This window comes from Maridesulfovibrio sp. (assembly GCF_963666665.1).
Lineage (GTDB): Bacteria > Desulfobacterota > Desulfovibrionia > Desulfovibrionales > Desulfovibrionaceae > Maridesulfovibrio.
This window is the reverse complement of sequence record NZ_OY762999.1, coordinates 654,206-677,796: the sequence shown is the minus strand read 5'-3', so window position 1 is coordinate 677,796 and position 23,591 is coordinate 654,206. Positions and strand designations below refer to the sequence as shown.

Annotated in this window: 19 protein-coding genes, 1 tRNA gene and 1 pseudogene; 8 read left to right on the top strand and 13 right to left on the bottom strand. The window is 47.7% G+C overall.

What is annotated here, in order from left to right; all coding sequences use genetic code 11:
• Positions 1 to 33: 33 nt before the first annotated feature.
• From rbsB to rbsD, 4 genes are read right to left on the bottom strand one after another with little or no spacing between them, the layout of a single operon-like run.
• Complete coding sequence (rbsB, locus tag ACKU40_RS02990) at positions 34 to 909, bottom strand: ribose ABC transporter substrate-binding protein RbsB (protein ID WP_320175048.1); 876 nt, start codon at positions 907 to 909, stop codon at positions 34 to 36.
• A gap of 21 nt (positions 910 to 930) precedes the next feature.
• Positions 931 to 1,899 carry a ribose ABC transporter permease gene (gene rbsC, locus ACKU40_RS02985; protein ID WP_320175047.1) on the bottom strand — a complete coding sequence of 323 codons (969 nt, stop codon included), beginning with the start codon at positions 1,897 to 1,899 and terminating at the stop codon, positions 931 to 933.
• Between the two features lie 38 nt (positions 1,900 to 1,937).
• The gene (gene rbsA / locus ACKU40_RS02980) at positions 1,938 to 3,428 is read right to left on the bottom strand and encodes a ribose ABC transporter ATP-binding protein RbsA (RefSeq protein ID WP_320175046.1); all 1,491 of its coding nucleotides are present in this window, start codon (positions 3,426 to 3,428) and stop codon (positions 1,938 to 1,940) included.
• Between the two features lie 10 nt (positions 3,429 to 3,438).
• Complete coding sequence (rbsD, locus tag ACKU40_RS02975) at positions 3,439 to 3,858, bottom strand: D-ribose pyranase (RefSeq protein ID WP_320175045.1); 420 nt, start codon at positions 3,856 to 3,858, stop codon at positions 3,439 to 3,441.
• 360 nt (positions 3,859 to 4,218) lie between these two features.
• Here rbsD and ACKU40_RS02970 point away from each other — a divergent pair, with 360 nt between their 5' ends.
• Positions 4,219 to 5,472, top strand: coding sequence for a diguanylate cyclase (locus ACKU40_RS02970; protein WP_320175044.1), 1,254 nt, complete (start codon positions 4,219 to 4,221; stop codon positions 5,470 to 5,472).
• 64 nt (positions 5,473 to 5,536) lie between these two features.
• Here the strand turns inward: ACKU40_RS02970 and ACKU40_RS02965 are convergent.
• Positions 5,537 to 5,613: transfer RNA gene (locus ACKU40_RS02965), tRNA-Met, on the bottom strand.
• Between the two features lie 86 nt (positions 5,614 to 5,699).
• Between ACKU40_RS02965 and ACKU40_RS02960 the strand changes: the two genes are divergently transcribed.
• From ACKU40_RS02960 to ACKU40_RS02930, 7 genes are all read left to right on the top strand, one after another.
• On the top strand, positions 5,700 to 6,431 hold the full coding sequence (locus tag ACKU40_RS02960) for a glycosyltransferase family 2 protein (RefSeq protein WP_320175043.1): 732 nt from the start codon (positions 5,700 to 5,702) through the stop codon (positions 6,429 to 6,431).
• On the top strand, positions 6,432 to 7,121 hold the full coding sequence (locus tag ACKU40_RS02955) for a VTT domain-containing protein (protein WP_320175042.1): 690 nt from the start codon (positions 6,432 to 6,434) through the stop codon (positions 7,119 to 7,121).
• 140 nt (positions 7,122 to 7,261) lie between these two features.
• Complete coding sequence (locus tag ACKU40_RS02950; RefSeq protein WP_320175041.1) at positions 7,262 to 8,245, top strand: MoxR family ATPase; 984 nt, start codon at positions 7,262 to 7,264, stop codon at positions 8,243 to 8,245.
• A gap of 10 nt (positions 8,246 to 8,255) precedes the next feature.
• Positions 8,256 to 9,569 (top strand): DUF2201 family putative metallopeptidase, encoded by a 1,314-nt coding sequence (locus tag ACKU40_RS02945; RefSeq protein WP_320175040.1) that lies wholly within the window; start codon positions 8,256 to 8,258, stop codon positions 9,567 to 9,569.
• A gap of 60 nt (positions 9,570 to 9,629) precedes the next feature.
• Positions 9,630 to 10,088 carry a hypothetical protein gene (locus ACKU40_RS02940; RefSeq protein ID WP_320175039.1) on the top strand — a complete coding sequence of 153 codons (459 nt, stop codon included), beginning with the start codon at positions 9,630 to 9,632 and terminating at the stop codon, positions 10,086 to 10,088.
• Between the two features lie 153 nt (positions 10,089 to 10,241).
• The gene (locus ACKU40_RS02935) at positions 10,242 to 10,799 is read left to right on the top strand and encodes a manganese efflux pump MntP family protein (RefSeq protein ID WP_320175038.1); all 558 of its coding nucleotides are present in this window, start codon (positions 10,242 to 10,244) and stop codon (positions 10,797 to 10,799) included.
• Positions 10,800 to 10,945: 146 nt separating this feature from the next.
• Positions 10,946 to 11,908 (top strand): alpha/beta fold hydrolase, encoded by a 963-nt coding sequence (locus ACKU40_RS02930; protein ID WP_320175037.1) that lies wholly within the window; start codon positions 10,946 to 10,948, stop codon positions 11,906 to 11,908.
• Positions 11,909 to 11,941: 33 nt separating this feature from the next.
• Here ACKU40_RS02930 and ACKU40_RS02925 read toward each other — a convergent pair whose 3' ends face one another.
• From ACKU40_RS02925 to pta, 8 genes and pseudogenes are all read right to left on the bottom strand, one after another.
• On the bottom strand, positions 11,942 to 12,283 hold the full coding sequence (locus ACKU40_RS02925) for an Hpt domain-containing protein (RefSeq protein ID WP_320175036.1): 342 nt from the start codon (positions 12,281 to 12,283) through the stop codon (positions 11,942 to 11,944).
• Positions 12,284 to 12,340: 57 nt separating this feature from the next.
• On the bottom strand, positions 12,341 to 14,152 hold the full coding sequence (locus ACKU40_RS02920) for a methyl-accepting chemotaxis protein (RefSeq protein ID WP_320175035.1): 1,812 nt from the start codon (positions 14,150 to 14,152) through the stop codon (positions 12,341 to 12,343).
• 281 nt (positions 14,153 to 14,433) lie between these two features.
• Positions 14,434 to 14,736, bottom strand: a complete 303-nt coding sequence (locus ACKU40_RS02915) for a Dabb family protein (RefSeq protein ID WP_320175034.1) — start codon at positions 14,734 to 14,736, stop codon at positions 14,434 to 14,436.
• Between the two features lie 104 nt (positions 14,737 to 14,840).
• Complete coding sequence (locus ACKU40_RS02910) at positions 14,841 to 16,646, bottom strand: methyl-accepting chemotaxis protein (RefSeq protein WP_320175033.1); 1,806 nt, start codon at positions 16,644 to 16,646, stop codon at positions 14,841 to 14,843.
• Between the two features lie 380 nt (positions 16,647 to 17,026).
• The gene (gene ldhH / locus ACKU40_RS02905) at positions 17,027 to 19,186 is read right to left on the bottom strand and encodes an L-lactate dehydrogenase (quinone) large subunit LdhH (RefSeq protein ID WP_320175032.1); all 2,160 of its coding nucleotides are present in this window, start codon (positions 19,184 to 19,186) and stop codon (positions 17,027 to 17,029) included.
• Between the two features lie 2 nt (positions 19,187 to 19,188).
• Entirely contained in the window at positions 19,189 to 19,812 is a 624-nt protein-coding gene (locus ACKU40_RS02900) for a lactate utilization protein (protein ID WP_320175031.1), read from the bottom strand.
• A 274-nt stretch (positions 19,813 to 20,086) separates the two neighbouring features.
• Positions 20,087 to 21,276: pseudogene (locus ACKU40_RS02895) on the bottom strand (acetate kinase).
• Positions 21,276 to 23,393, bottom strand: a complete 2,118-nt coding sequence (gene pta / locus ACKU40_RS02890; RefSeq protein WP_320175030.1) for a phosphate acetyltransferase — start codon at positions 23,391 to 23,393, stop codon at positions 21,276 to 21,278. Before pta ends, ACKU40_RS02895 begins: the two are co-directional and overlap by 1 nt.
• Positions 23,394 to 23,591 lie beyond the last annotated feature (198 nt).

Genomic DNA, 23,591 nt, shown 5'->3' with positions numbered 1-23,591 from the left:
TCGATAACAATCGACACGCCTTGGGATATTCAATTATTTTACAACCATCAAGGGGACGGGGATGTAAGCATCAACCTTTTCGCCCTTGAGGACCTTGTCGGCGGTTTTCACGCCGAGGAGACCGATCAGTGCGGGCTGCTGAGCAATGGTTCCGGCCATGTCGCCGCGCTTAACTGCTGCAACACCGTCATCGGTACCATCAAAACCTACAACCACAACTTTCTTACCAGCGGCCTGAAGAGCGCGGATAGCGCCGAGTGCCATTTCATCATTCTGAGCAAAAACACCCTGCACATCGCCGTTAGCGGTAAGCAGGTTTTCCATTACGTTCAGGCCCTTGGTACGGTCAAAGTCAGCAGGCTGTGAAGCAAGCACTTTAAAATCGTTAGCTTTAACTGCTTTGGCAAATCCTGCACCACGGTCACGGGCTGCGGAAGTTCCGGCCAGACCTTCAAGCTGGATAACTTTTGCGCCTTTACCCAGTTTTTCTGCCATGAAATCACCAGCCATTTTACCACCTGCGACGTTATCGGAAGCAATGTGGGAAGCAACTTTACCTGCGGATGCGCCACGGTCGAGGGTCAGCACAGGGATATTGCTGCGGTTGGCAAGACGGATAGCGTTAACAACAGCATCGGAATCAGTGGGGTTTATCAGGATAGCCTTTACGCCGCGTACGGTAAGGTCCTCAACGTTAGCCAGTTCCTTTGCAGGGTCATTCTGGGAATCGAGCACGATAAGTTCGTAACCCATGTCTTTAGCTTTCTTAACAGCACCGTCCTTGAGGGTGACGAAGAAGGGGTTGTTCAGGGTGGAAACTACAAGTGCGAGGGTTTCCTTAGCCTGTGCGGAAACGCTAAGGCCCAGAGTAAGTACCAGAGCCATGGCGAGGGTCATAAGTTTTTTCATCCTACACTCCTAATGTTTTTATTACTTGCTTTTGGTATCCACCAGAACCGCTAAAAGGATGACCAGCGCCTTGGCTATCATCTGATAGTAGGAAGATACATCAAGCAAATTCAGTGCGTTATTTAAGAAGCCGATAATGAGCGCACCCAACAGGGTCCCCATAATCGTGCCTTTACCACCCATAAGAGAAGTTCCGCCGAGAACAACGGCGGCGATGGCGTCAAGCTCATAACCGTATCCGGCAGTAGGCTGGGCCGAGGAAAGACGGGATGTAACGATCAGCCCGGACAAAGCCGAAAGGAATCCGGCTATAGCATAGACTGCAATCTTGATCCTATCCACGTTGATACCGGAAAGACGGGTAGCCTCCTCATTTCCGCCCAGCGCATAAATGTAACGCCCCAGACGGGTATGATTGAGCAGGTACCACGCTGCACCGAAGGTGAAGGCCATAATCCAGATAGGAAAAGGAATTCCGAACAGATAACCGGTGCCGATAAATGCAAAGGAATCGGCCACTTCAGTAAATCCGGTAGAGATGGGCCGTCCGTCCGTATAAACAAGGGTCAGACCGCGCACAAGGGTCATGGAAACCAGCGTGGCAATGAATGCCTGCACCTTACCTTTGGCTATAATGATCCCGCTGATTCCGCCTAGAATCGCCCCGGCGCCAAGGGCCGCACCAACAGCTACGCTTACCGGCATCTGGGCCGCAATCAGGCTGGCCCCGATGGCACCGCAAAGGGCGAGTACCGAACCGACAGAAAGGTCAATACCTGCGGTGAGAATAACAAGGGTCATACCCACTGCCATGACCGCGTTAATGGCAGTCTGGCGCAATATATTCAGGATATTCCCGATAGTGAAAAAATTGGGATTGAGAAAAGAAACAATGACGATCATTACCACAAGTGCAATGAGTGTTTTCTGCTCAATCAATCTATCTTTGATGGACACTGTTTTAAGCTGTCCGTTAACTGCTTCGCTCATGCGACCTCCTGTCCCGTACTTAAAAATAAATTCACTGCCTATCGGCCCCTGCCGATGGCGCAGGCCATGAGTTTTTCCTGATCAGCTTCTTCCGCTTTATATTCCCCGCAAATGCGCCCCTCGTGCATGACGAGAATACGATCGGACATACCCAGAATTTCGGGCATTTCAGAAGAAACAAGGATAATGCTCATCCCTTCTTCTTTGAAACGGTTGATGAACTGATAGATTTCTTTTTTAGCCCCCACATCCACCCCGCGAGTAGGTTCATCAAGGATAAAAACCTTGGGTCGATCCATAAGTCCCTTAGCGATGGCAACCTTCTGCTGGTTACCGCCGGAAAGGTTGCCGACAGACTGCTCCCGCGAAGGAGTGCGGATATTGAAAGTATTGATGTAGGAATCCACCGCCTCTTTTTCACGGCTGCGATGAATATGCCCTGCAGCGGAAGAAAATTCACGCAAAGCGGCGAGGGTCATGTTTTCTTTAATTGAAAGTCCGAGAACCAGACCGTCCGCCTTGCGGTCCTCGCTGATGTAAGCGATCCCGGCCTCAAGGGCATCGTGGGGGGATTTTATTTTCACTATTTCGCCGAACAGGGAGACAGAACCGCCTATGACAGGATAGGCCCCGTAAATGGCCTTCATCAATTCAGTACGTCCTGCACCCATCAAGCCGGAAACCCCTAAAATTTCGCCTTCATGAAGGGAAAAGGAAATATTATCCAACCTCGGTCCACAAAGCTCTTTTACTTCAAGACTGACCACCCCCGGCTGAACATCCACACGAGGGAATTGTTCGTCGAGTCTGCGTCCGACCATCATTTCAATGAGACGGTCTTCGTCAATCTCGCCAACAGGACTTTCGCCGATGAATTGACCGTCACGTATTACCGTAACGTCATCACAGATTTCAAAAATTTCTTTTAAACGATGGGAAATGTAAACAATGCCATGCCCGGAATCGCGAAGTTCGTTAATTACATTGAACAGGGCTGCGGTCTCAGGTCCTGTCAGAGTATCGGTGGGTTCGTCCATGATGATGACCTTGGACTCAAACGAAATAGCCTTGGCGATCTCAACCATCTGCTGCTCACCGATGCCCAGCTCGCCCAGCCGGGTTTTGGAAGACCGTTTCACTCCCAGCTTTTCAAGCAGCTTGTCGGCACTGGCATACATATCTTTCCAAAGAATACGGCCCATGACCCCAACTTTTTCCCGGCCCAGAAAAATATTTTCTGCAATGGACAGCTCAGGAAGCAAGTTAAGTTCCTGATGGATAATACTGATTCCGGCCTGCTGGGAATCACGAGGCCCCTTGAAGTTGCGATCCTGACCGAGATAATTAATGAAGCCTGCATCGCACCTGTAAATTCCGGTCAGCACCTTCATAAGCGTAGATTTACCTGCGCCGTTCTCACCCACAAGCCCCATTACCTTGCCTGCGGAAACATTCAGGTTCACGCCATCAAGAGCCTTAACGCCCGGAAAGCTTTTTTCTATTCCTTCCAACCTGAGCAGAAAACTCATGGTTTCCCCCCTAGAAAACAACGCCGGCCTTGAAAGTTATGTTAGCATAAGGAGTGAACTCTCCGGTGCGGACAATGGCAACACTCTTTTTAGTATTGAGTTTGAATGCTACGTGGCGAACGTAATCCACCGGAATATCTTTTCCGCGTTCTTTGGATTCCTCTTCAAGAAGGGCCAACAACTCATCATGCTTTGCGGAGCTTTCTGACCTAAACTCTTCAGCCAGTTCAACTGATTCCAGCTCCATTTCCATGAGCACAGCTTTAACCACATCAATAAAGGACGGAATCCCTTCAGATACGGCCAGATCAATGCGCTGCACACCTTCAGGAACAGGCAATCCTGCATCGCAGACGGTCAACGCATCAAAATGTCCCAGCTTGGATATAATATATGATAATTCAGAATTAAGAAGCCCTGTTCTTTTCATGTTCTCTCCTATGTAAAAAGCATCCCTAAACGGACAAAGTAACCAACCTGTAACACCATCGAAACGTTTGCGCAATCGATTCGATAATCAAATTGCTTCTTAATGAAGAACGAATGCCCATCCCAAGCCACATCCGACCATTCACACTATAAAAACTGGAAAAAACTAAATTTCTAACTAAGTCAGATATACAAGACAGTCACTTTAATACGGTCTCCAAAGCCTCAAAAAATGCCTGTGTTTATTATGCCACCTAAATACTACTAATAATAATTAAATTTTACCTCGACGCGTGTTATATTGTCATTTATCATAAAATGTAGCCTTTATTGAACCAAAACATACTATCGCTTAATATCTATGTTCGCTAGACAAACTCAATTTACCCTTTGGGGAAAATTTATCGCAAGCATTACTGCAATTGTGATTCTTATCGTGTTTGGTATTTTTGTAGGTATCTTCATCCGCAATAAAGATCTTATACAATACGAAATAGAAGCTCGTGCCCGCGCTCACTTTCATAATATTCTTCTAGCCAGGCGCTGGAATGCACAGTACGGGGGAGTCTTTGTTGAAAAAAAACAGGGAATAAAATCCAACCCATACTTAGCAAATCCCGACATTCACACTATTGATGGTAAAGTTTATACCAAGAAAAACCCTGCCCTTATGACGAGAGAAATGTCTGTCTTGGCTGACAAAGAAGGTCTGTACTCCTTTCACATCACCAGCCTTAAGCCTCTCAATCCGGACAATGCTCCAGACAAATTTGAAACCGAGGCATTAAAATCATTTGAATCTGGAGAATTAGAAAAAATAACAGAAGAAACCATCAACGGACGAACGTATTTCCGCTATATTGCACCGCTTTATACCGAGAATCCATGTCTGCCCTGTCATTCAAAACAAGGATATACAGGAGCAAAAGGAGAAGTGCGGGGTGGGATCAGTGTTAAATTCGATATTTCTGACGCACATGCAGCACTGGAAACCGATAATAAAAACATTATCGTCTTATGTATGTTTACATTAGTCCTTTTGCTTGGCCTGCTGTACGGATTTATTTTCAACATCATGAACAAACTTAATGCAGCAATGCAGCGTATTTCGGAAATGGCTGTCACCGATGCCCTTACAGGTCTAAAAAACAGAAGAGACTTTTTTGAGCATATTGAAGCCGAAACTGCCCGTGCGCAGCGCCATAGATCTCACCTCAGTTGTATTATGATGGATGTAGACCATTTCAAAAAGGTAAACGACACATACGGGCATCCCATGGGAGATAAAGTCCTCAAAAAAGTGGCCCGCATTTTAACCGAACACATACGTATTTCAGATTACGCAGCCCGCTTTGGGGGAGAGGAATTTGTTATTTTATTGCCTGAAACGGACATAGAAGGAGCCAGAGTTACGGCTGAAAAGATTCGTTCTGCACTTAAGACTTTCCAATTTATCACGGAAACCGGGGAAAGTTTTTATATAACTTCCAGCTTTGGATGCTCATCCATGGAGAACGGAGAGAATGCCGAAGCCTTAATCAGCATGGCGGATGAATCTTTATACCGCGCCAAAGCACGAGGACGCGATCGAGTTGTGTGTATGCATGATAACTAGCGGTACAATTTAAAAAAATAAAAAAGGCCCAACCTTTCGGTTGAGCCTTTCTGATGAAGCATGGTGGTTGCGGGGGCCGGATTTGAACCAACGACCTTCGGGTTATGAGCCCGACGAGCTACCAAGCTGCTCCACCCCGCGTCACAGGAAGAGGTTCTACAGATGAGACCACTTCCTGTCAACAGCTATTTACAAATTATTTAAATTTTCTTATCTCATCTCTCGATATGACAAACCACTACGAACTCTCTCTCGTAATCCCTGTCTATAATGAACAGGACAATTTACGAAAACTAATGCAGGAAATCGATTCGGCCTTAGAACCGAGTGATATTCCATATGAAGTTATATTTGTAGATGACGGAAGCAAGGATAACAGCCTCGCCGTTCTCAAGGATATTTCATCAACCTATCCCAAAGCCCGCTATATTTCATTTGCGGAAAACCGTGGACAGTCCGCTGCCTTCTGTGCCGGCTTCGATGAAGCCCGTGCGCCGCGTGTCGCCACAATGGATGCTGACCTGCAGAATGATCCTGCCGACCTTCCGGCTATGTATGCCCTCTACAATGAAGGACACACCATGACCATCGGCTGGCGCCAGAAGCGCAAGGATGTCTGGATCAAACGCATTGGCTCCAAAATAGCCAACGCCATTCGCAACAGGCTGACCAACGAGACTGTCAAGGATACCGGATGCTCGCTTAAAATCATGGATACTGCCATGGTCCGGGCTATCCCCCGCTTTAACGGCATGCACCGTTTTCTGCCCACACTCATGAAAATGCAGGGCGCTTCCGTTGCTGAGATGAAAGTAAACCACCGGCCACGCTTCGAAGGTGAATCCAAATACGGCACCCTCGATCGCGCTATTGCCGGTGGGTATGACCTGCTGGGTGTGCGCTGGCTGCTGGGTCGTCATTTTTCATACAGTGTAAAAGAACGTAGCGACGACAAGTAAATGAGTGCAGTAAGCAGTGAATCAAAAGTAAGCATGAAAGCCCTGATCAAAGGACTTGCCATGCTCAGCGTACTGGGACTTTCGGTCTACCTGATCCGTTATGCAGGACTTGCCGATGCCCTCGATACTCACTGGATGGACGAGCATGTGCGTTCTCGCGGCCTCACCGGAGTACTCACCTATGTGGGATTGGCGGCATTCTTTTCGGCTGTCGGTTTTCCCAGACAGGTGATCTGCTTCATGGGCGGATATGCATACGGCTTCGCCCTTGGAACCCTGCTCGGAAGCATCGGTACCGGACTCGGTTGTGCAGGGGCATTCATCTATTCCCGACTGGTAGGCCGCTCTTTCATCAAAAGAAAGTTCGGTACACGCATCCAGAAAGTAGATGATTTCCTGAGCCGCAGTCCTTTCAACATGGCGTTGACGATCCGTTTTTTTCCCTTAGGCAGCAACGTGATCACCAATGTGCTGGCAGGAGTAACCAGCATTCCAGCCATGCCCTTCATACTCGGTTCCACTGTGGGATACGTACCCCAGAATATGGTCTTTGCCCTCTTCGGCAGCGGCGTGGAAGTTTCATCCACCCTCCGCATGATCATGGCTGTGATACTCTTCGTTATATCCACCCTGCTGGGATTCAAAATCTACCGCAAATACCGCGATCAAGCTGAAGCGGTTGTGGAATAATCTTCTTTCTTTAAGAAAATGAAGAAGCCGAATGCAAACTTATTCGGCTTTTTTCATATTTCTTAATTGACATCGAAAATCGTTTTCAATATCAAGAAATCTCTTCTACCAACAAAACAAACACACCTGAGATTTAGCATATGAACCCAAAACTAATAGCCAATTCACTGCGTACATTGATTAAAACCAAACAGCCCACATTCCTCTGGGGGCCTCCCGGAGTTGGTAAAAGTCAGGTTGTCGGCCAAGTCACTGACGAATTGGACCTTGAGCTGGTAGATCTGCGCGCAGTATTGCTTGATCCGGTTGACCTGCGCGGTCTTCCACGCATTTCCGATGAGGGTGATGCAAGCTGGTGCCCGCCCTCATTCTTGCCCAAAAACGGCAAAGGTATCCTTTTTCTTGATGAACTTAACGCTGCCCCTCCTTTGGTGCAGGCCGCCTGTTATCAACTGGTCCTTGACCGCAAGCTGGGCGAATACACTCTTCCTGAAGGCTGGACCGTGATAGCGGCCGGAAACAGGGAATCGGATAAAGCTGTAACTCACCGTATGCCCTCTGCTCTTGCAAACCGCTTCGTGCATCTCGATTTTGAAGTAAGCACTCCGGACTGGCTGGACTGGGCCGCTGCAAATAACATTGCTGAAGAATTGCTCGCCTTTATAAAGTTCAGACCCGGCTTACTGCATGACTTTGATCCTGCCCGCAATGAGAAAGCGTTTCCTTCTCCCCGCTCTTGGGAATTTGTATCCGGGATCATCAAGTCTGCACCCAGCCCGGAAGTTGAATATGAACTCTTCAAGGGGACAGTCGGCGAAGGTGCCGCAGCTGAATTCAGCGGATTCTGCAAAATCTACCGCAAGCTTCCCGACCCTGAATTCGTGCTCAAATCACCGGACAAAGTAGCTATACCCGAAGATCCTGCTACGGCATATGCTCTTTGTGAATCCGTAGCCTCCAAAGCAGCCCCGGAACATGCGGAATCAATCATGATCTTTGCCTCAAGGCTGCCTGCTGAATTCGCTGTATTACTGGTACGCAACGCAGTCAAAAAAGACCGCTCCATTGTAGAGTCAGAGGACTTCAACCGCTGGGCCACCGCCAACTCGGACATCTTGTTCTAGGATTTTACCAATGAATGCTGACCGTAAACTGCTCAAGGCCCGTGCCGACCTGCTCCTAAAGCACCCATTCTTCGGTTCCCTATGCCTGCGCATGGAACCACAGGAGGACCGCACCTGTGACGGCACATGGACCGATGGTAAAACCTTCGCCTACAATCCGCACTTTGTAGACAAGCTTTCCAATGAAGAATTGCAGGGAGTACTGGCTCACACCATCATGCATCCGGCCTGTCAGCACCACAAAAGACGCGGCAACCGTGATGTACGACTCTGGAATATGGCATGCGACTACTCCATTAATTGGATTCTGTTGGAAGCAGGATTCCAGTTACCTGAGGGTTTTCTGGATGACGAAAAATACCACGACAAAAACGCAGAAAAAATTTTTACTGCACTGACAAAAGACTTCGACCAGTCCGGCAACCCGGAAATAGGCAAGCAGCAAGACGGCCCTAAACGCATCGATGTAGAATACGAGGATGGCCAAGGCGAAGGCAACTACCTTGAATCCGACGATGAGGAAGAACGTTCCCGGAACGGAGATAATGGCGAATCATCCTCAGAAGGCATGGACTCGGAAGAAATAGAGGATTCCGAAGGAGAAACCGATCAGGATCAATCAGCCGATCCCGGTGGAACCGGAGAAGTCCGCGATGCAGATGATGCAGAGTCCGGTTACGGTGATTCCGGCGAAAAAACCGATAAAGACTGGCTGCTTGCGCTGGCGCAGGCAACCAATCAGGCCCGTGATTGCGGAGATCTGCCCGGTGGACTTGAACGTTTGGTGGAAAAGCTGCTTTATCCGAAGCTGGACTGGCGAGAACTTCTTGAACGCTTCATCAGTGCCAGAGCACGCAACGACTATGCTTGGACGCCTCCCAGCCGCCGACATCTGCACATGGGCCTGTATCTACCCTCGCTTTCAACAGAACAGTTGCCTGAAGTAGTGCTGGCAGTTGATACTTCCGGCAGTATCACCCCGCAGGAACTGGAGCAATTTGCAGCAGAATTGTCCTCCATTCTGGAAGTATACGACACCACCCTCCGGGTTGTCTGGTGCGATCTCGAAGTAACTGGTGAACAAACCTTTACCCGTGCGGACCTGCCCCTTGAACTGCAACCTCATGGAGGCGGAGGAACAGACTTTCGGCCCGTATTTAATTTTATCGATAGTAAAAACATCGATCCGGCCTGTCTGATTTATTTGAGCGACATGGAATGCGGTCAGTTTCCTGAGTGCGAGCCGGACTACCCGGTGATCTGGGCCAGAACAGGCGGTGCGGGATACCCCCCGCCTTTCGGCGAAATGATTGATGTTTGTTAAGATAAAAAGGAGCTAAGCCTCTTAAGAATCCCTATTAATTTTAAACTTATAAGGGAAAAAATGATCATCGAATGGAATATAAATAAAAAACGCGGGAACTTCCGTCCGGTACTGACTTACACAATCAGTCTGGAAGATTTTGAAAAGGAACTGGGACTGCCGCAGGTAGTGCTGGAATCAAACATTCCGGAACCACCGGATTCATGGTCTGCAAGCTGCCTGCCAGGAAAATGTGAACGGAACGGCTGCGACTGTACCACATACCGTATCTATACACCGGACCACAAAACCGGGGAAACAAGCGGCAAATTGATGCTCCCTTGGCGGGGAGATTCCGACTATCCAGAAGTAAAAGAATCTTTCCTCAAGCTCAGAAGTAATTTCGAAGCAGTACTCAAGGAAGCATATAATAGCCACCCCATAGATGTTGACGGGAGACTCGAACTTTCCGGAGACACCCGCCGCTATATTGCCAGCGGCCTTGTCTCGCAGCGTTTTCTGAAAGCAGCGGGATTCTGATATTTACGTAAAGTTCATGCTGGTCCCTCCACCGGTATGTCTAGGCGTAGCCGGGTATACGGTTACGCCTTTTTTATCACCATTTCCACTTAACAAACAAACGTAGTAAAGGTATGAGAACCACCTAGATCATTTAAGGAGTCCAATCCGACCATGCCTTTTTACGAAATTTTCATTATCTCCGTGGCTCTTGCCATGGATGCCTTCACTATTGCCGTTGCTTGCGGCCTGTGCATGCCTGAAGTCAGCAAACGGCAGAACTTCAGGCTCTCTTTCCATTTCGGCCTGTTTCAGGCCCTGATGCCCCTTTTAGGCTGGCTGGCTGGACTTACTGTAAAATCCATGGTCGAAACATATGCTCCGTGGATTTCCTTTTTCCTGTTAGCATTTGTCGGCGGAAAAATGATTCAGGAATCCTTCGAAAAAGACGATTCCTGCGATACATATAAGGACCCCACCAAGGGGCTTTCCCTGGTATTCCTCTCTGTTGCCACCAGTCTGGATGCTTTAGCCGTAGGACTTTCCTTTTCCATAATGGACTATCCCATTACATTCCCCTGCATTATGATCGGGATTACCGCGCTGGTGCTGACCTCATTCGGTCTTTGGCTGGGCAAATCATTTGCCAAAGCTTCAAGTTACAGCCATATTGCTGAAAGGATAGGCGGAACAGTTCTCATTTTGATCGGACTGAAGCTGCTTCTACAGTAACTACTTGACTATCTTGGAAAGGATATTAATTACTTTGCACATAACCCTTTTGACAGAGGACCTGCAAGCGTATATCCTCAACTGAACTGTAAACAACAATCAACCGGCTTCAATTGAGCAAGCCAAAGGATGGATATTTTTACCAAATGCCTTTATTGCAACCCCCTCCCTATAAACCCAAATTCCCTCTCCAATCGGGTCATCTCCAAACGATATTTCCCCGCCTCTTTCGGAAAGTAAGCCTCCCGCCCGTAGTAAAAAGAAGAATCGAAACTCCTGACGGCGACTTTCTTGATATAGACTGGCACCTTGCAAGCAGTTCACGCCTTGCTGTCATTGCGCACGGACTTGAAGGTAATTCCCGCAGACCTTATGTACTCGGCATGGCCCGCGCCCTTGTGCTCGCAGGCTGGGATTGCATTACTTACACTTTTCGCGGCTGCAGCAATGAGCCAAACAAAAAACCCGGAATGTACCATAGCGGCGACACCCGGGATATACACACCGTACTTGAATACGGACTTAACCATGGTATTTACGATGACGCAGCCCTCATAGGCTTCAGCATGGGCGGCAATCACGTCCTGAAATACCTGGGTGAAGACCCTGATAAAGTTCCCTTTAAAGTAAAAAGGGCTATCGGCATTTCCGTACCCTGTGATCTGGAAGCCTCTGCTGTAAGACTCTGTGATAAGTCCAATTTTATTTACAGTAGTTATTTTTTGCGATCATTGAAGCAGAAAATAAAAATAAAAAATAAACAATTTCCAGATCTATACCCTCTCGACAGACTATCCTCCATCAAAAATATCGTTGATTTCGACAACGCCTATACAGCCCCAATCAACGGTTTCGCAGATGCATCAGACTATTACCGCCAATCAGCCTGCAAACAATTCTTGAAGAATATCAAAGTGCCGTCCCTTATTCTAAGTGCAGAAGATGATCCTTTCCTGACCCCGGAATGCTACCCTCTTGAGCAGGCGGAAAATAGCCAGCACCTGTACCTGCAAATTCCCAAGTACGGAGGACATGTCGGTTTTGCCGACCTGCCCATAGAGAAACAGCTCTGGTCAGAAGACAGAACTGTGAGATTCCTGAATACGTAATAAAAAATCCCGGAGCGGTTGCCCCGGGATTTTTTATTTTTTATCTGCATAATCAAGCAGGGGAATAAGCATCTTGCGTAGTCGCATAAAGTAGCAACTCAAATACAGGGGGGAGGTGCTGAATGCGGCAGTTTCAATATTCCCCGCGATCTTACTCAATTCATCAAGACCCAGATTTACAAGACTTCCTTTCAAGGTATGGGCACTTGAGACGACAACTTCAAACTGCCCTTCATCGATTCCCTCATCAAGAGCGTCCATTAGCCCCTTCAGATGAGTTGATGTCTCTTTCAAAAAATCAACAAGGGTATCTGAGGGCAGACCCACTTCTTCAAGCAGGTGCTTCTTTACGATCTCGATCAGTTCAGAACCCATGAGACCCTCCGGGGTTACCGTTATAGGGGCAGATAAATCTGCCCCTATAACTGAATATTAATCTTCACTACGTAACTCTTCAACCAGATTCAGAAGTTCCTGAACTTCAGCGGAAAGTGAACGTGTTCCTTCCGCAGCCAACTGGCTGTTATGTGCATTTTCTTCTGTCATGGTATCGATTTCGCCTACGCTGCGATTGATCTCGTCCGAAGTTGCGGACTGCTCTTCTGCAGCAGTTGCAATTGAACGGACCTGATCAGCCGAATTCCTTGCAAGATCAACGATCTCATCCAGCATATCACCGGAGGAACGTGAAAGCTTGGTGGCACTAGCCACAGCCTCGACAGTAGCATCCATACCCTTAACATTTTCACGGGTTAAAGCTTGGATGCCGCTGATACTCTTTTCTACCTCGTCAGTAGCACCGATGGTCTTTTCAGCCAGCTTGCGCACTTCGTCTGCAACAACCGCGAAGCCTCTACCTGCTTCACCTGCACGGGCAGCCTCAATAGCAGCATTCAGCGCCAGCAGGTTGGTCTGATCGGCAATATCGTTAATGACGCCAAGTACATTACCGATTTCCACTGCCTGATTATCAAGATGCTCCATAGATTCCTTCAGACTCGCAGTTCGTTCCTGAATATTGCCCATAGCCGAGATAACATCCTGCACAACCTTGGCCCCTTCGCTGGCCTTTTCCATAGACTGGGCGGAACTTTCATTGGTTTCAGTAGCGTTTCTGGCAACTTCGAGCACAGTCACATTCATTTCTTCCATAGCAGTGGCGGTTTCAGTTACACGCTGCTTCTGGAACTCACTTCCGCGCTGAATTTCTTCAGCATTGCTGGAAACCTCAGCGGTAATACTAGATACCCGCTCAACAACTGCCTGCAGCTTATCTGCTGCGGCAAGCATGCCTTCCTTCTTGGCACCCTCAGCCTTGATCTGGGCCTCACGAGCTTCGGCAGCAGCATCTTCAGCAATACGTGCCTGTTCTTGAGCTTCGGCTTCCTTAGCCTTAATACTTTCAAGGTTGGCGGACAAAGTCGCCACCATGGTATTCAAAGCAGACTGCAGAGTGGATATTTCATTGCGCCCTTCAGGATTAAGGGAAACATCAAGATTACCTTCGGCAACAGACGTTGCAGCTTCAGTTGATTCAGTCAGAGGATTAACAATTGAGCGGATCAGGTAAATGGAAAGCGGCAAAACCACCAACAGCAGTACAGCACCGGCTCCCATGACAATCTTCATAGTAAAGGCATTGGAACTTTCATGCATCAAGGCATCCATCTTACCCGTTTCTACTTCGATATTATCGATGTAGACTCCTGTACCGATCCACATATCAGTACCGGGAATCAGCATGGCATAACTGATCTTAGGTTGAATCCCAGATCCGGGCTTTTCAAAATAATACTTAACAAAACCGCCTCCGGAGTGGGCAACCTTGGAAAGTTCCCGAATAAGCAGCAACCCATTCTGATCCTTCAGCCCCCCAAGATCCTGACCCTGTAAAGACTTCTTAGGCGGCATAACCATATTCACAGTTCCCTTGTATACAAAGAAATAACCGGAATCATCCTTTTCAAAACGAACAGGATCCAGAGCTGCGCGGATGAATTCAAGTCTCTCAGTCTCATCAGTAATACCCTTAATTTCCATGCCAATAGACTTGGCCATAGCGAGGGTTGCCACCTTGACCTTATCCTTTTGATCCTGGAACATTATTTCTGCGGTATTGCTTACGCCGAGATTTGTAACATCCCGAATGGCTCCCATAAAAAATAATCCGGTTACAATCAGGAAAAGCACCATTAAAGCCAGTAATAGGAAAAATCGTGCTCCTATCGACAGATTCTTTAACATAGGCCCTCCCCCCTTCTTTGTAGTTTTTTGATGAAGATGCCCCACCCTTGTGGCAGGACAAAATCCAAGTCTTACTAAAAATATACACCTTTAGTGGAGAAATTCAATTTTTTTAATAACAATTTTGCGAAACATTATTTTCTTAAAACATACACTAGTGCATTTTTTCTCCACTCAAAACATCTCCTTTTATAAATATAAGCATTACTATTGGAAACACCAGCAACAAAAAAGGCCGAAGACATATCGTCTTCGGCCTTTTAAAGCGTATCCAGCTATATTTAAATTACATAATCTATTGCGTCTCGTGAAGAGACTACTTCTTTGATGAATGCAACACATTCCTGATGTAGAGGATGTACTGCATAAGCCTGAAGGTCTTCCTTGTTGTCAAATTCAGAATAAAGCACTAAATCCCACTTCTGTGTGGCTTCAAAAACATCCACACTGACTTCAACATGCTTGAGCTCGTCTATTTTACCATTAAGAGCCTCGATCATTTCTTTGACCTTAACTCCATTTTCAGCAGCGGATGCTCCGGCAGCTTCCTCTTTCAAGTTCCACATTACGATATGTTTGATCATTTTTCCTCCGTTCCTTAAGTGCATATGAAGAACAGGACAATGGATTATGTATTTTGAAGCTGCATTAGAGCCTATTTTTACAGGCTCCACAAGCTCAAATAAACTTAACTTCTAAGTTCTTCCACCAAAGCAACCAATGCATCAACCTCGCGGGAGAGGTCAGTGGCTGCTTCAGCAGCAAGCATGCTGTTACGTGCGTTATCTTCAGTCATGGAATCAATCTCAGATATGCTGCGATTAATCTCATCGGAAGTTGCTGACTGCTCTTCTGCTGCAGTAGCAATAGACTGCACCTGTCCTGCGGCATTTGAGGCCAGTTTTACAATCTCAGAAAGTACCTCACCGGAAGCACGGGAGTGTTCGGTTGCTCCGCCAATTGCCGAAACCGCAGTACGCATACCCTCAATGTTCTGCTTCGCGAGTCCCTGAATGGAAGAAATGGACTTATCAACCTCGTCAGTAGCACCGATGGTCTTTTCAGCCAGTTTACGAACTTCATCCGCAACAACAGCAAATCCTCTTCCGGCTTCACCGGCACGGGCTGCCTCAATGGCTGCGTTCAATGCCAGCAAGTTGGTCTGGTCGGCGATATCGTTAATCACGCTCATAACATTTCCGATCTCAATGGACTGGGTATTAAGCTGATCCATAAGCCTTTCCAGCTCATTGGTCTGGCCCTGAATGGCGACCATAGACTCAATAGTTCCCTGAACCACACTCTGCCCTTCGGTAGCCTTATCTCTGGTCTGCTCAGTATCTTCGTTAGTCTCGGTGGCGTTTCGGGCAACTTCGAGAACAGTGGCGTTCATTTCTTCCATGGCAGTTGCTGTTTCAGCAATACGCTGCTTCTGAAATTCACTGCCGTTCATAATTTCATTGGTAGATCTTTCAACATCGCGAGAGATTTTCACGATATTATTCAGAACTGACTCAAGCTTAGTGGCCGCAGCCAACATCCCTTCACGCTTAGCACCTTCTGCCTGCTGACGGGCCTCTTCTGCCTCGGCAGCCATTTTTTGAGCAACTCGAGCCTGTTCAGCAGACTCAGCTTCCTTACGTTTAATATCAGTAAGGTTCTCATCGAGCGTGGTGGTCATGGTATTAATAGCCCGCTGCAGAGTGGAAATTTCACTTCTACCGGTCGGATTGAGGGTAATGGTCAGATCGCCTTCGGCAACACGGCTTGCAGCATCAGTAGCGTCCTTTACAGGATTAACAATAGAACGGACGATAACGATGCAAAGCGGAGTAAGGGCAAAAAGCAACAAACCTAACATAATCAATACAATTCTTAGTGTTTCCTTCTTGACGGCCTCACCAAGTTCCTGATTGATTCGTGCTTTTTCAGCATCAACATTATCAATATAAACGCCGGTTCCGATCCATAAATCACTTCCAGGGATCATTGTCGAATACGCCAGCTTAGGCTGGAGTCCTTTACCTGGTTTATCAAATACATACTCGACAAACCCGCCTCCATCATGGGCAGCATTTGCAAGTTCTTTTACAAAGAACACACCATTTTTATCTTTTGCTCCGCTTAAATCCTTACCTTGCAATGACTTTTTTGTGGGGACAGTAACAACGTTAGTTCCACGGTACACAAAGAAATATCCCGACTTATCTTTTTCAAAACGGAAGTTATCTACTACCTTGCGCACATAAGCAATTTTTTCATCTTCAGTATCAATATCTTTAAGGTGCGCACCCAGCATATCAGCGGCTGCATTTGTAGCTACTTTAATTTTATCCTTATGTCCTTGCATCATGCCGGTTTCAACTTCGTGAATTCCTATACCGACAACAGAATTAATCTCTAAAAGAAACATTCCGCCACAGATTATGATAAACACAAGCGTTGAGGCCAACAACAACACAAACCGTCCGCCAATCGATAAATTCTTCAACATATCACTCTCCAAAATTCAAATTCGGGATTACCCCTGACGCACATATTTACAAAGTCACCATGTGCCAGCCCTCAAATTCTACAACTCAAGAGTCACGATACACATATATCGTCAACATAACAACAGAACATAAGACTTTGGCAGCTTGCATATTCAAATAAAAAGAGAAAAACGACATCGTGAAACTCTTGCTGACATGATCATAAAAAAGGCTTTTCCATCGGGCGAGCGAATGGAAAAGCCTTAGATGTGCGGCCTGTAACCGGCGTTTTCAGTTGCGAGGTGAAGGTACCGGGTTTGGAGGCATTATTACATGCCGCAGCTTAAACCACTGTCCGCGACCGGCAAACAAAGTCGCGGACAGTGAGCGTGTGTCATGTTTATTTTCTGCGAGCTGCCATATATTCAGCAATGTGTTTAACTTCGAGGTCAACACCCTGCTTTTTGGCTCCACCACGTATCTGCATTACACAGCCGGGGCAGTCAGTAAGCAGTATTTTTGCACCGCTTTCCTTCGCATTATTAACTTTCTTCTGAAGCAGCTGTTCAGAAATCTTGGGGAACTTCACAGAGTAGGTTCCACCAAAACCGCAGCATACTTCTTCTTCAGCACTTTCCTTGTAGTCCAATCCAGCTTTAGCCATCAGTTCGCGGGGAGCGGCTTTAACATCCAGACCGCGACAGAGGTGGCAGGGAGCGTGATAGGTTACTGCTTCACCGGCAGAATCAAGGAAGTCTTCTTTTTCAACACCGAGTACATCGTTCATGAAGGAGCTATAGTCGATGACCTTGTCGGCAAATTCCTTTACACGGGTTGCGTACTGGGGATCTTTGCCGAGCATCTTCATATAGTTGTGCTTCAGGTGGGATGCACAGGAGGCACACATGGTCAGGATGTAATCGCAGTCAGTACCTTCGAAAGCTTCCATGTTCTGGATAGCAACATCCCTTGCGGCAGTCACTTCACCCATCATCTGCAGCGGCAGACCGCAGCAGGACTGATCCATGGGGAATTCGAGGTTAACACCTTTGTTACGCATACTTTCTACAGTCGCAACAGACTGTTCGGGGTATACGAAGTCCTGTACGCAACCGGAGAAAAGACCGACTTTGTACTTGGGAGCGGCAACCTTTGCAGGCTGTACCTTGGCCCACATGTCACGGAAGGGAACTTCAGCAACGGTAGGCAGTGCCCTGAAATCATGATCAGGCATGAAGATCATGGGCAGGTGACGCATGAAACCGTCTTTACCCTTCACAGGTTTCTGTGCAGTCTTGGCGATGCGCAGGAACTTGTGGAACAGTTTACGGTTCTTCATCATCTTCGCGAGGAAGGAGGAGTACATGGGATGTCCTTCTTCTTCCAGAATGCGGGCCTGAATGTCTTTGATCAGGCCGGGCAGGTCAATTCCACCTGCACAGATTTCCTTACATGCTCCACAGTTGATGCAGTTTTGAACAAGGTTCTTAGCCTTCTCAGTACCGTGGTAGAAGTAGGTAAGGATGAGGCCGATAGCCCCGATATAGATATGGCCCATTTTGTGGCCGCCGACCATACGGTAGACAGGACAAACGTTGGCGCATGCGCCACAGCGTACGCAACGATGAACTTGAGAGAACACCGGGTCCTTTGCGAGAGCGCGTCTTCCATTGTCCAAAAACACGAAGTGCACTTTCTTCCTGTCATCCTCAGCCGCAGCACACTCGTTGGACCCGGTGATCCAGGTAACATAAGAGGTGATTGCCTGCCCGGTAGCGTTACGGGGCAGTGCTTTCAGCACGCGCAGAGCGTCATGAAGTTTGGGAGTCAGTTTATCGAGACCCATGAGAGCTACATGAACTCTGGGCAGGGTGGTAACCAGACGGGCGTTACCTTCGTTGGTAACCAGACCGATGGAACCGGTTTCGGCGATAGCAAAGTTACCGCCGGAGATGCCCATATCAGCATCAACAAAAGCCTGACGAAGTTCGCGACGGGCAACCTTAACAAGTGCCTGAACATCATCACCCTGCTTCTGGCCGGTCACGTCAGAGAAAAGGTCGCTGACCTGATGACGGGAAAGGTGAATCGCAGGCATAACCATGTGGGAAGGACCTTCATGACGCATCTGAATGATCCACTCACCAAGGTCGGTTTCAACAACCTTGAGGTTGAGATCATCTTCAAGATGGTGGTTGAGCAGGGTCTCTTCCGCAGTCATGGACTTGGATTTGACGATAGTCTTGCAGTTTTCCTCAACAGCGATGCGGCCGATGATTTCATTGGCTTCTTTAGCATCCTTGGCAAGGTGAACTACAGCACCGCGCTTTTCTGCTTCTTCTTTAAACTTGGCGAAAAGTTCGTCGATCCTCTGGGCAGCTGCATCTTTAGCATCTGCGATTTCACGGATCAGAGCTTTTTCGTCCATATCTTTAAACGCATTGGCGCGGCTGCCGCGATAGGCAACAGCAAATTTATCCATTGCGGTTCTAAGAAAATCGTTATCAAGGGATTCCCTGATCTCTTTCCTGTATTCTTTAAGATTCTTAGCGTCCTGCATGATTAGTCCTCCAGAAGAAGAATATGAAGTTCAAGGGGACCGTGAACACCGATAGCGAGAACGCGCTCAATGTCGGCAGTACGGCTGGCACCGGTGATGAATGCGGTGTAATCACCTTTCATCATGTTGCCTTCCATCCATGACTCGAGATCGTAAGAATTCTCCACAAGCTTGGACTTGGGCAGAACTGCTACGTGAACTTCACTGATCATGGTGGCAAGTCTCAATTCTTCACTGGGACAGTTGACTACGATGGTTCCGGTCTCGGCAATGCCGTGGTCAGCATAGGTAAATGCGATATCAATGCCGCCGAGATGGTTACGGACGCTGTCTTTAATCAGGGTAAAACCGTTTTCTTCGCACTGCTTTTCAAGCGCTGCGGCTTCTTTTTTAGCCAGAGCTGGAGCGACGATGGTTTTGCCGATTTTAGTTGCACAGAGCTGCTCAGCCTTGCTGGAGAGGTTCTGTTCACAACCGGAAATAAGCATTTTACAGGCTTCTTTTTTTCCGCAGAGATCCATTGTGTACTTGTATGCTTCATCCAGAGAAGAAATCTCTGTTACTACAGCAGACACAAGTTCAGCTTTATCGGTAAAAAGCTTTACACTTTCAGATTTAGCTGTCATTTTTCCCCCAAATACGATGGACGGTGTTTTCCACACATTGTCCGTTAATATTTCCGTAAAACCGCCTTATCCCTTCCACAAGATCGGCGGCACAGCCATTCCTTCAAGGCTGCTACGGACCGTTTCCTTCAGGCAGTGCTTCTTAGTGATGCGCCTATCAAATTCATCAATATGAATTTTCGGTTGTCACAAAAAATAAAGACGCCTGTCCATTCTTCTACCGGGGTGAAGTCTTCCACACTTCACCCCGGTTTCTTTTACAATATATACTTGTCTACAGTCCGAGAACCTTGACAGTATCGTTAGCGATTTCGAGTTCTTCATTAGTGCCGATGATAGCTACCTTTACAGCACCGTCGTCTTCACTGATGAAGGAGGGAGTTCTATCCCAGTTTTCGTTCTTTTCTTTGTTGATGGTGATGCCGAAGTTTTCAAGGCCGGAGAGGCAATTAGCACGGTAAACTTCGTCGTTTTCACCGATACCTGCGGTAAATACGATGGCATCTACACGGCCAAGTTCGAATGCATAGGCACCGATGAACTGACGTACGCGGTGGCAAGCCATGTCCAGAGCGAGTTTAGCTTTTTCGTCGCCTTCTGCGATACGGGCGTGGATATCACGCAGGTCGTTGGAACCGCAGATACCTTTAAGACCGGATTCGTTGGTCAGGGTAGCAACAACTTCAGCAGCGCTCTCTTTGGTTCTTTCAGCAATGAAACCTACGATTGCGGGGTCGATGTCACCGCAACGGGTACCCATGATGATACCGCCGAGAGGGGTCAGGCCCATGGAAGTGTCGTAGCACTTACCGTTCTTAACTGCGGAAATGGAAGCTCCGTTACCGAGGTGAACAGTAATGATGTTGGATTCTTCAAGAGGCTTACCCAGAAGTTTAGCGGTTTCACGGGCAACGAACTTGTGGGAAGTGCCGTGCGCACCGTATCTTCTGAGGCCCCAGTTTTCGTAGTACTCGTAAGGAACACCGTACATGTATGCTTTGGGTTCCATGGTCTGATGGAAAGAGGTGTCGAATACGGCAACCTGTCTTACACCGGGGAACAGTTCATAGCGGTTTCAATACCGATAACGTGACCGGGGTTGTGCAGAGGTGCGAGAGGAATACAATCGCGAATACCCTGCAGAACTTTATCGTCGATTTCAACGGGCTCGAAGAAAAGCTCACCACCGTGAACAATGCGGTGACCGATAGCTGCGATTTCAGCTTTGTCTTTAACAACACCTTTATCAGCAGAGGTCAGCAGGTTGATGACTTCAACCATACCTTCCCTGTGAGTGGGGAAAGGCTGTTCAGCGGTGTATTTCTCACCGGTTTTATAGGAGATGCTACCCATCTCTTCACCGATACGTTCAACGATACCGGAAGCAAGATCATTACCGGTAGACATGTCCAGAAGCTGGTACTTGATAGAAGAGGAACCAGCGTTAATAACTAAGATTTTCATTAAATAAGTCCTTTTTCGGCCTGAGCCTGAATTGCTGTGATTGCGACAGTATTAACAATATCCGGAACAGTGCAGCCTCTTGACAGGTCGTTCACAGGCTTATTGAGACCCTGAAGTACAGGGCCGATCGCGACTGACTGCTCGGCGGAGCGTTGTACAGCTTTATAAGTATTATTGCCAGTATTAAGATCCGGGAAAATAAAAACGGTTGCCTGGCCTGCAACTTCACTATCCGGAAGCTTGGTTTTCGCTACGGAAGGATCGATAGCCGCATCGTACTGGATAGGACCTTCGAGCTTCAATTCGGGGTTGCGTTCCTTGGCGATTTTTACTGCTTCCTTAACCTTCTCAACGTCAGCACCCTTGCCGGACTGACCGGTGGAGTAAGACATGAGAGCCACGCGGGGTTCAACACCGAAGATCTTTGCGGTTTCAGCAGAGTTCAGAGCGATCTCGGCAAGCTGTTCCGCATTGGGGTTCGGGTTAACAGCGCAGTCACCGAAGACCAGCACCTTATCTTTGAGGCACATCAGGAATACACTGGATACGATGGACGCACCGGGCTTGGTCTTGATGAACTCGAAAGCGGGACGGATAGTCTGGGCAGTGGTGGTGATGGAACCGGAAACCATACCGTCTGCATCACCCTTATGAACCATCATAGATGCAAAGTAAGTGGGATCAAGCATGCGGTCACGTGCATCGGACATGCGGATGCCTTTGTGTTCACGAAGCTTGAAGTAGGTTTCGCAGTAATCATCGAACTGAGGTGCGGACTCGGGATCAAGGATACGCACATTGTTCATTTCAAGGCCAAGCTGGGAAATCTTACCGGCAACTTCATCTGCCTTACCAAGCAGAACGATATCTGCAACGCCGCGGCGGGTAAGGATATCAGCTGCACGAAGAACCCTTTCACTTGTTCCTTCAGGCAGTACGATGGTCTGCTTGTTGGCTTTTGCCTTCTGAACCAGCTTGTACTCGAACATCTTGGGAGTAACTTTGCTGGACTTGCTGGTGATCAGACGATGTCTGAGTTCATCAGTCTTTACATTTGATTCAAAGGTACCGAGAGCAGAAGCAGTCTTGCGCTGATCGTCAGGATCAATTCTTCCGTACAGTTCGCTCAGCAACTGGGTGGTACGATAGGTGTTGGTGTTTACGGAAAGGATAGGAGTAGGAACACCGGTCCACCCTTCGATCAGGCGATGTACGGATGCACTGGGCTGCAGGCCACCGGTAAGCAGGATACCGGAAATATCCGGAAAAGAGCTGGAAAGACGGGAAGCCAGAGAGCTCAGAATGATATCGGAGCGGTCACCGGGAGTGATGATAAGGCTGCCGTCTTCAATGTACTCAAGGAAGTTGCCGATACGCATAGCGGCGATAACATAGTCATCAACGAGAGTATCAAGTCTTCCGTGGCCGTACAGTACGGAACCGTTCAGCCATTTGCGAACATCGTTCATGCTGGGGTTGCCGAGGCTTTCGTTCTCATCAATACCGTAAACGAGAAGCTCCTGAGTACATCTGGTTTTGCATTTGATGCTGGAAAGAATTTCTTTCTTCTCATCGCCTGTAGCAGTAAGCCTGTTGATAATTGCGGCTACGGTGTCTACGCCCTTGTCTTCGAGTGCATCAATAACAAGCTGGGTGGATGCGATAATGTCGTCAGCGCTCTTCCCTCTTCCGTTTGCAACAAGAAGAACGGGGCAGCTGAGGTTAGCGGCAATTTCCGCGTTGATATCAAACTCGAAGTTCTGGTCTTTGCCCTGAAAGTCGGTTCCTTCGCAAAGCACGAAATCATATTTCTCTTCAAGCTGGCTGTACTTGTTGAGAATATTCTCCAGCAGCAGGGAGTGTTTGCCGCTGTTGATGAGTTCACGTGCTTCCTTCAGAGTGTAAGCGTAGGTGTCTTCATATTTGATATCCAGATTGAAGTATTCCATGATCAGATTGATATCGTGATCACGGGAACCGGTCTGGTTATCATTAATGATAGGACGGAAGATGGCGACATGCTGCAGGTCTCTCAGCAACAGTTGCATCACGCCGAGAGCAATGGCAGATTTACCGCTCTTCTCTTCGGTGGCTGTGATGTAAAGGTTTTTAGACACTGGGATTATCTCCTGTGTAAAGCGTGAACGGCTGGAACCTTCAGAGCCGCATTTGAAGAGTCCACGCTATTTCATTTAGTTAATCTTGGGCCGGATCTGAACTTGGACGATCCTACTAACCCGGAAAATTGCTTCCAGCCAATCCCTATTTGAACTTTTTTTAGTGAAGTAGTCCAGAATGAAATCATTCTGGACTAC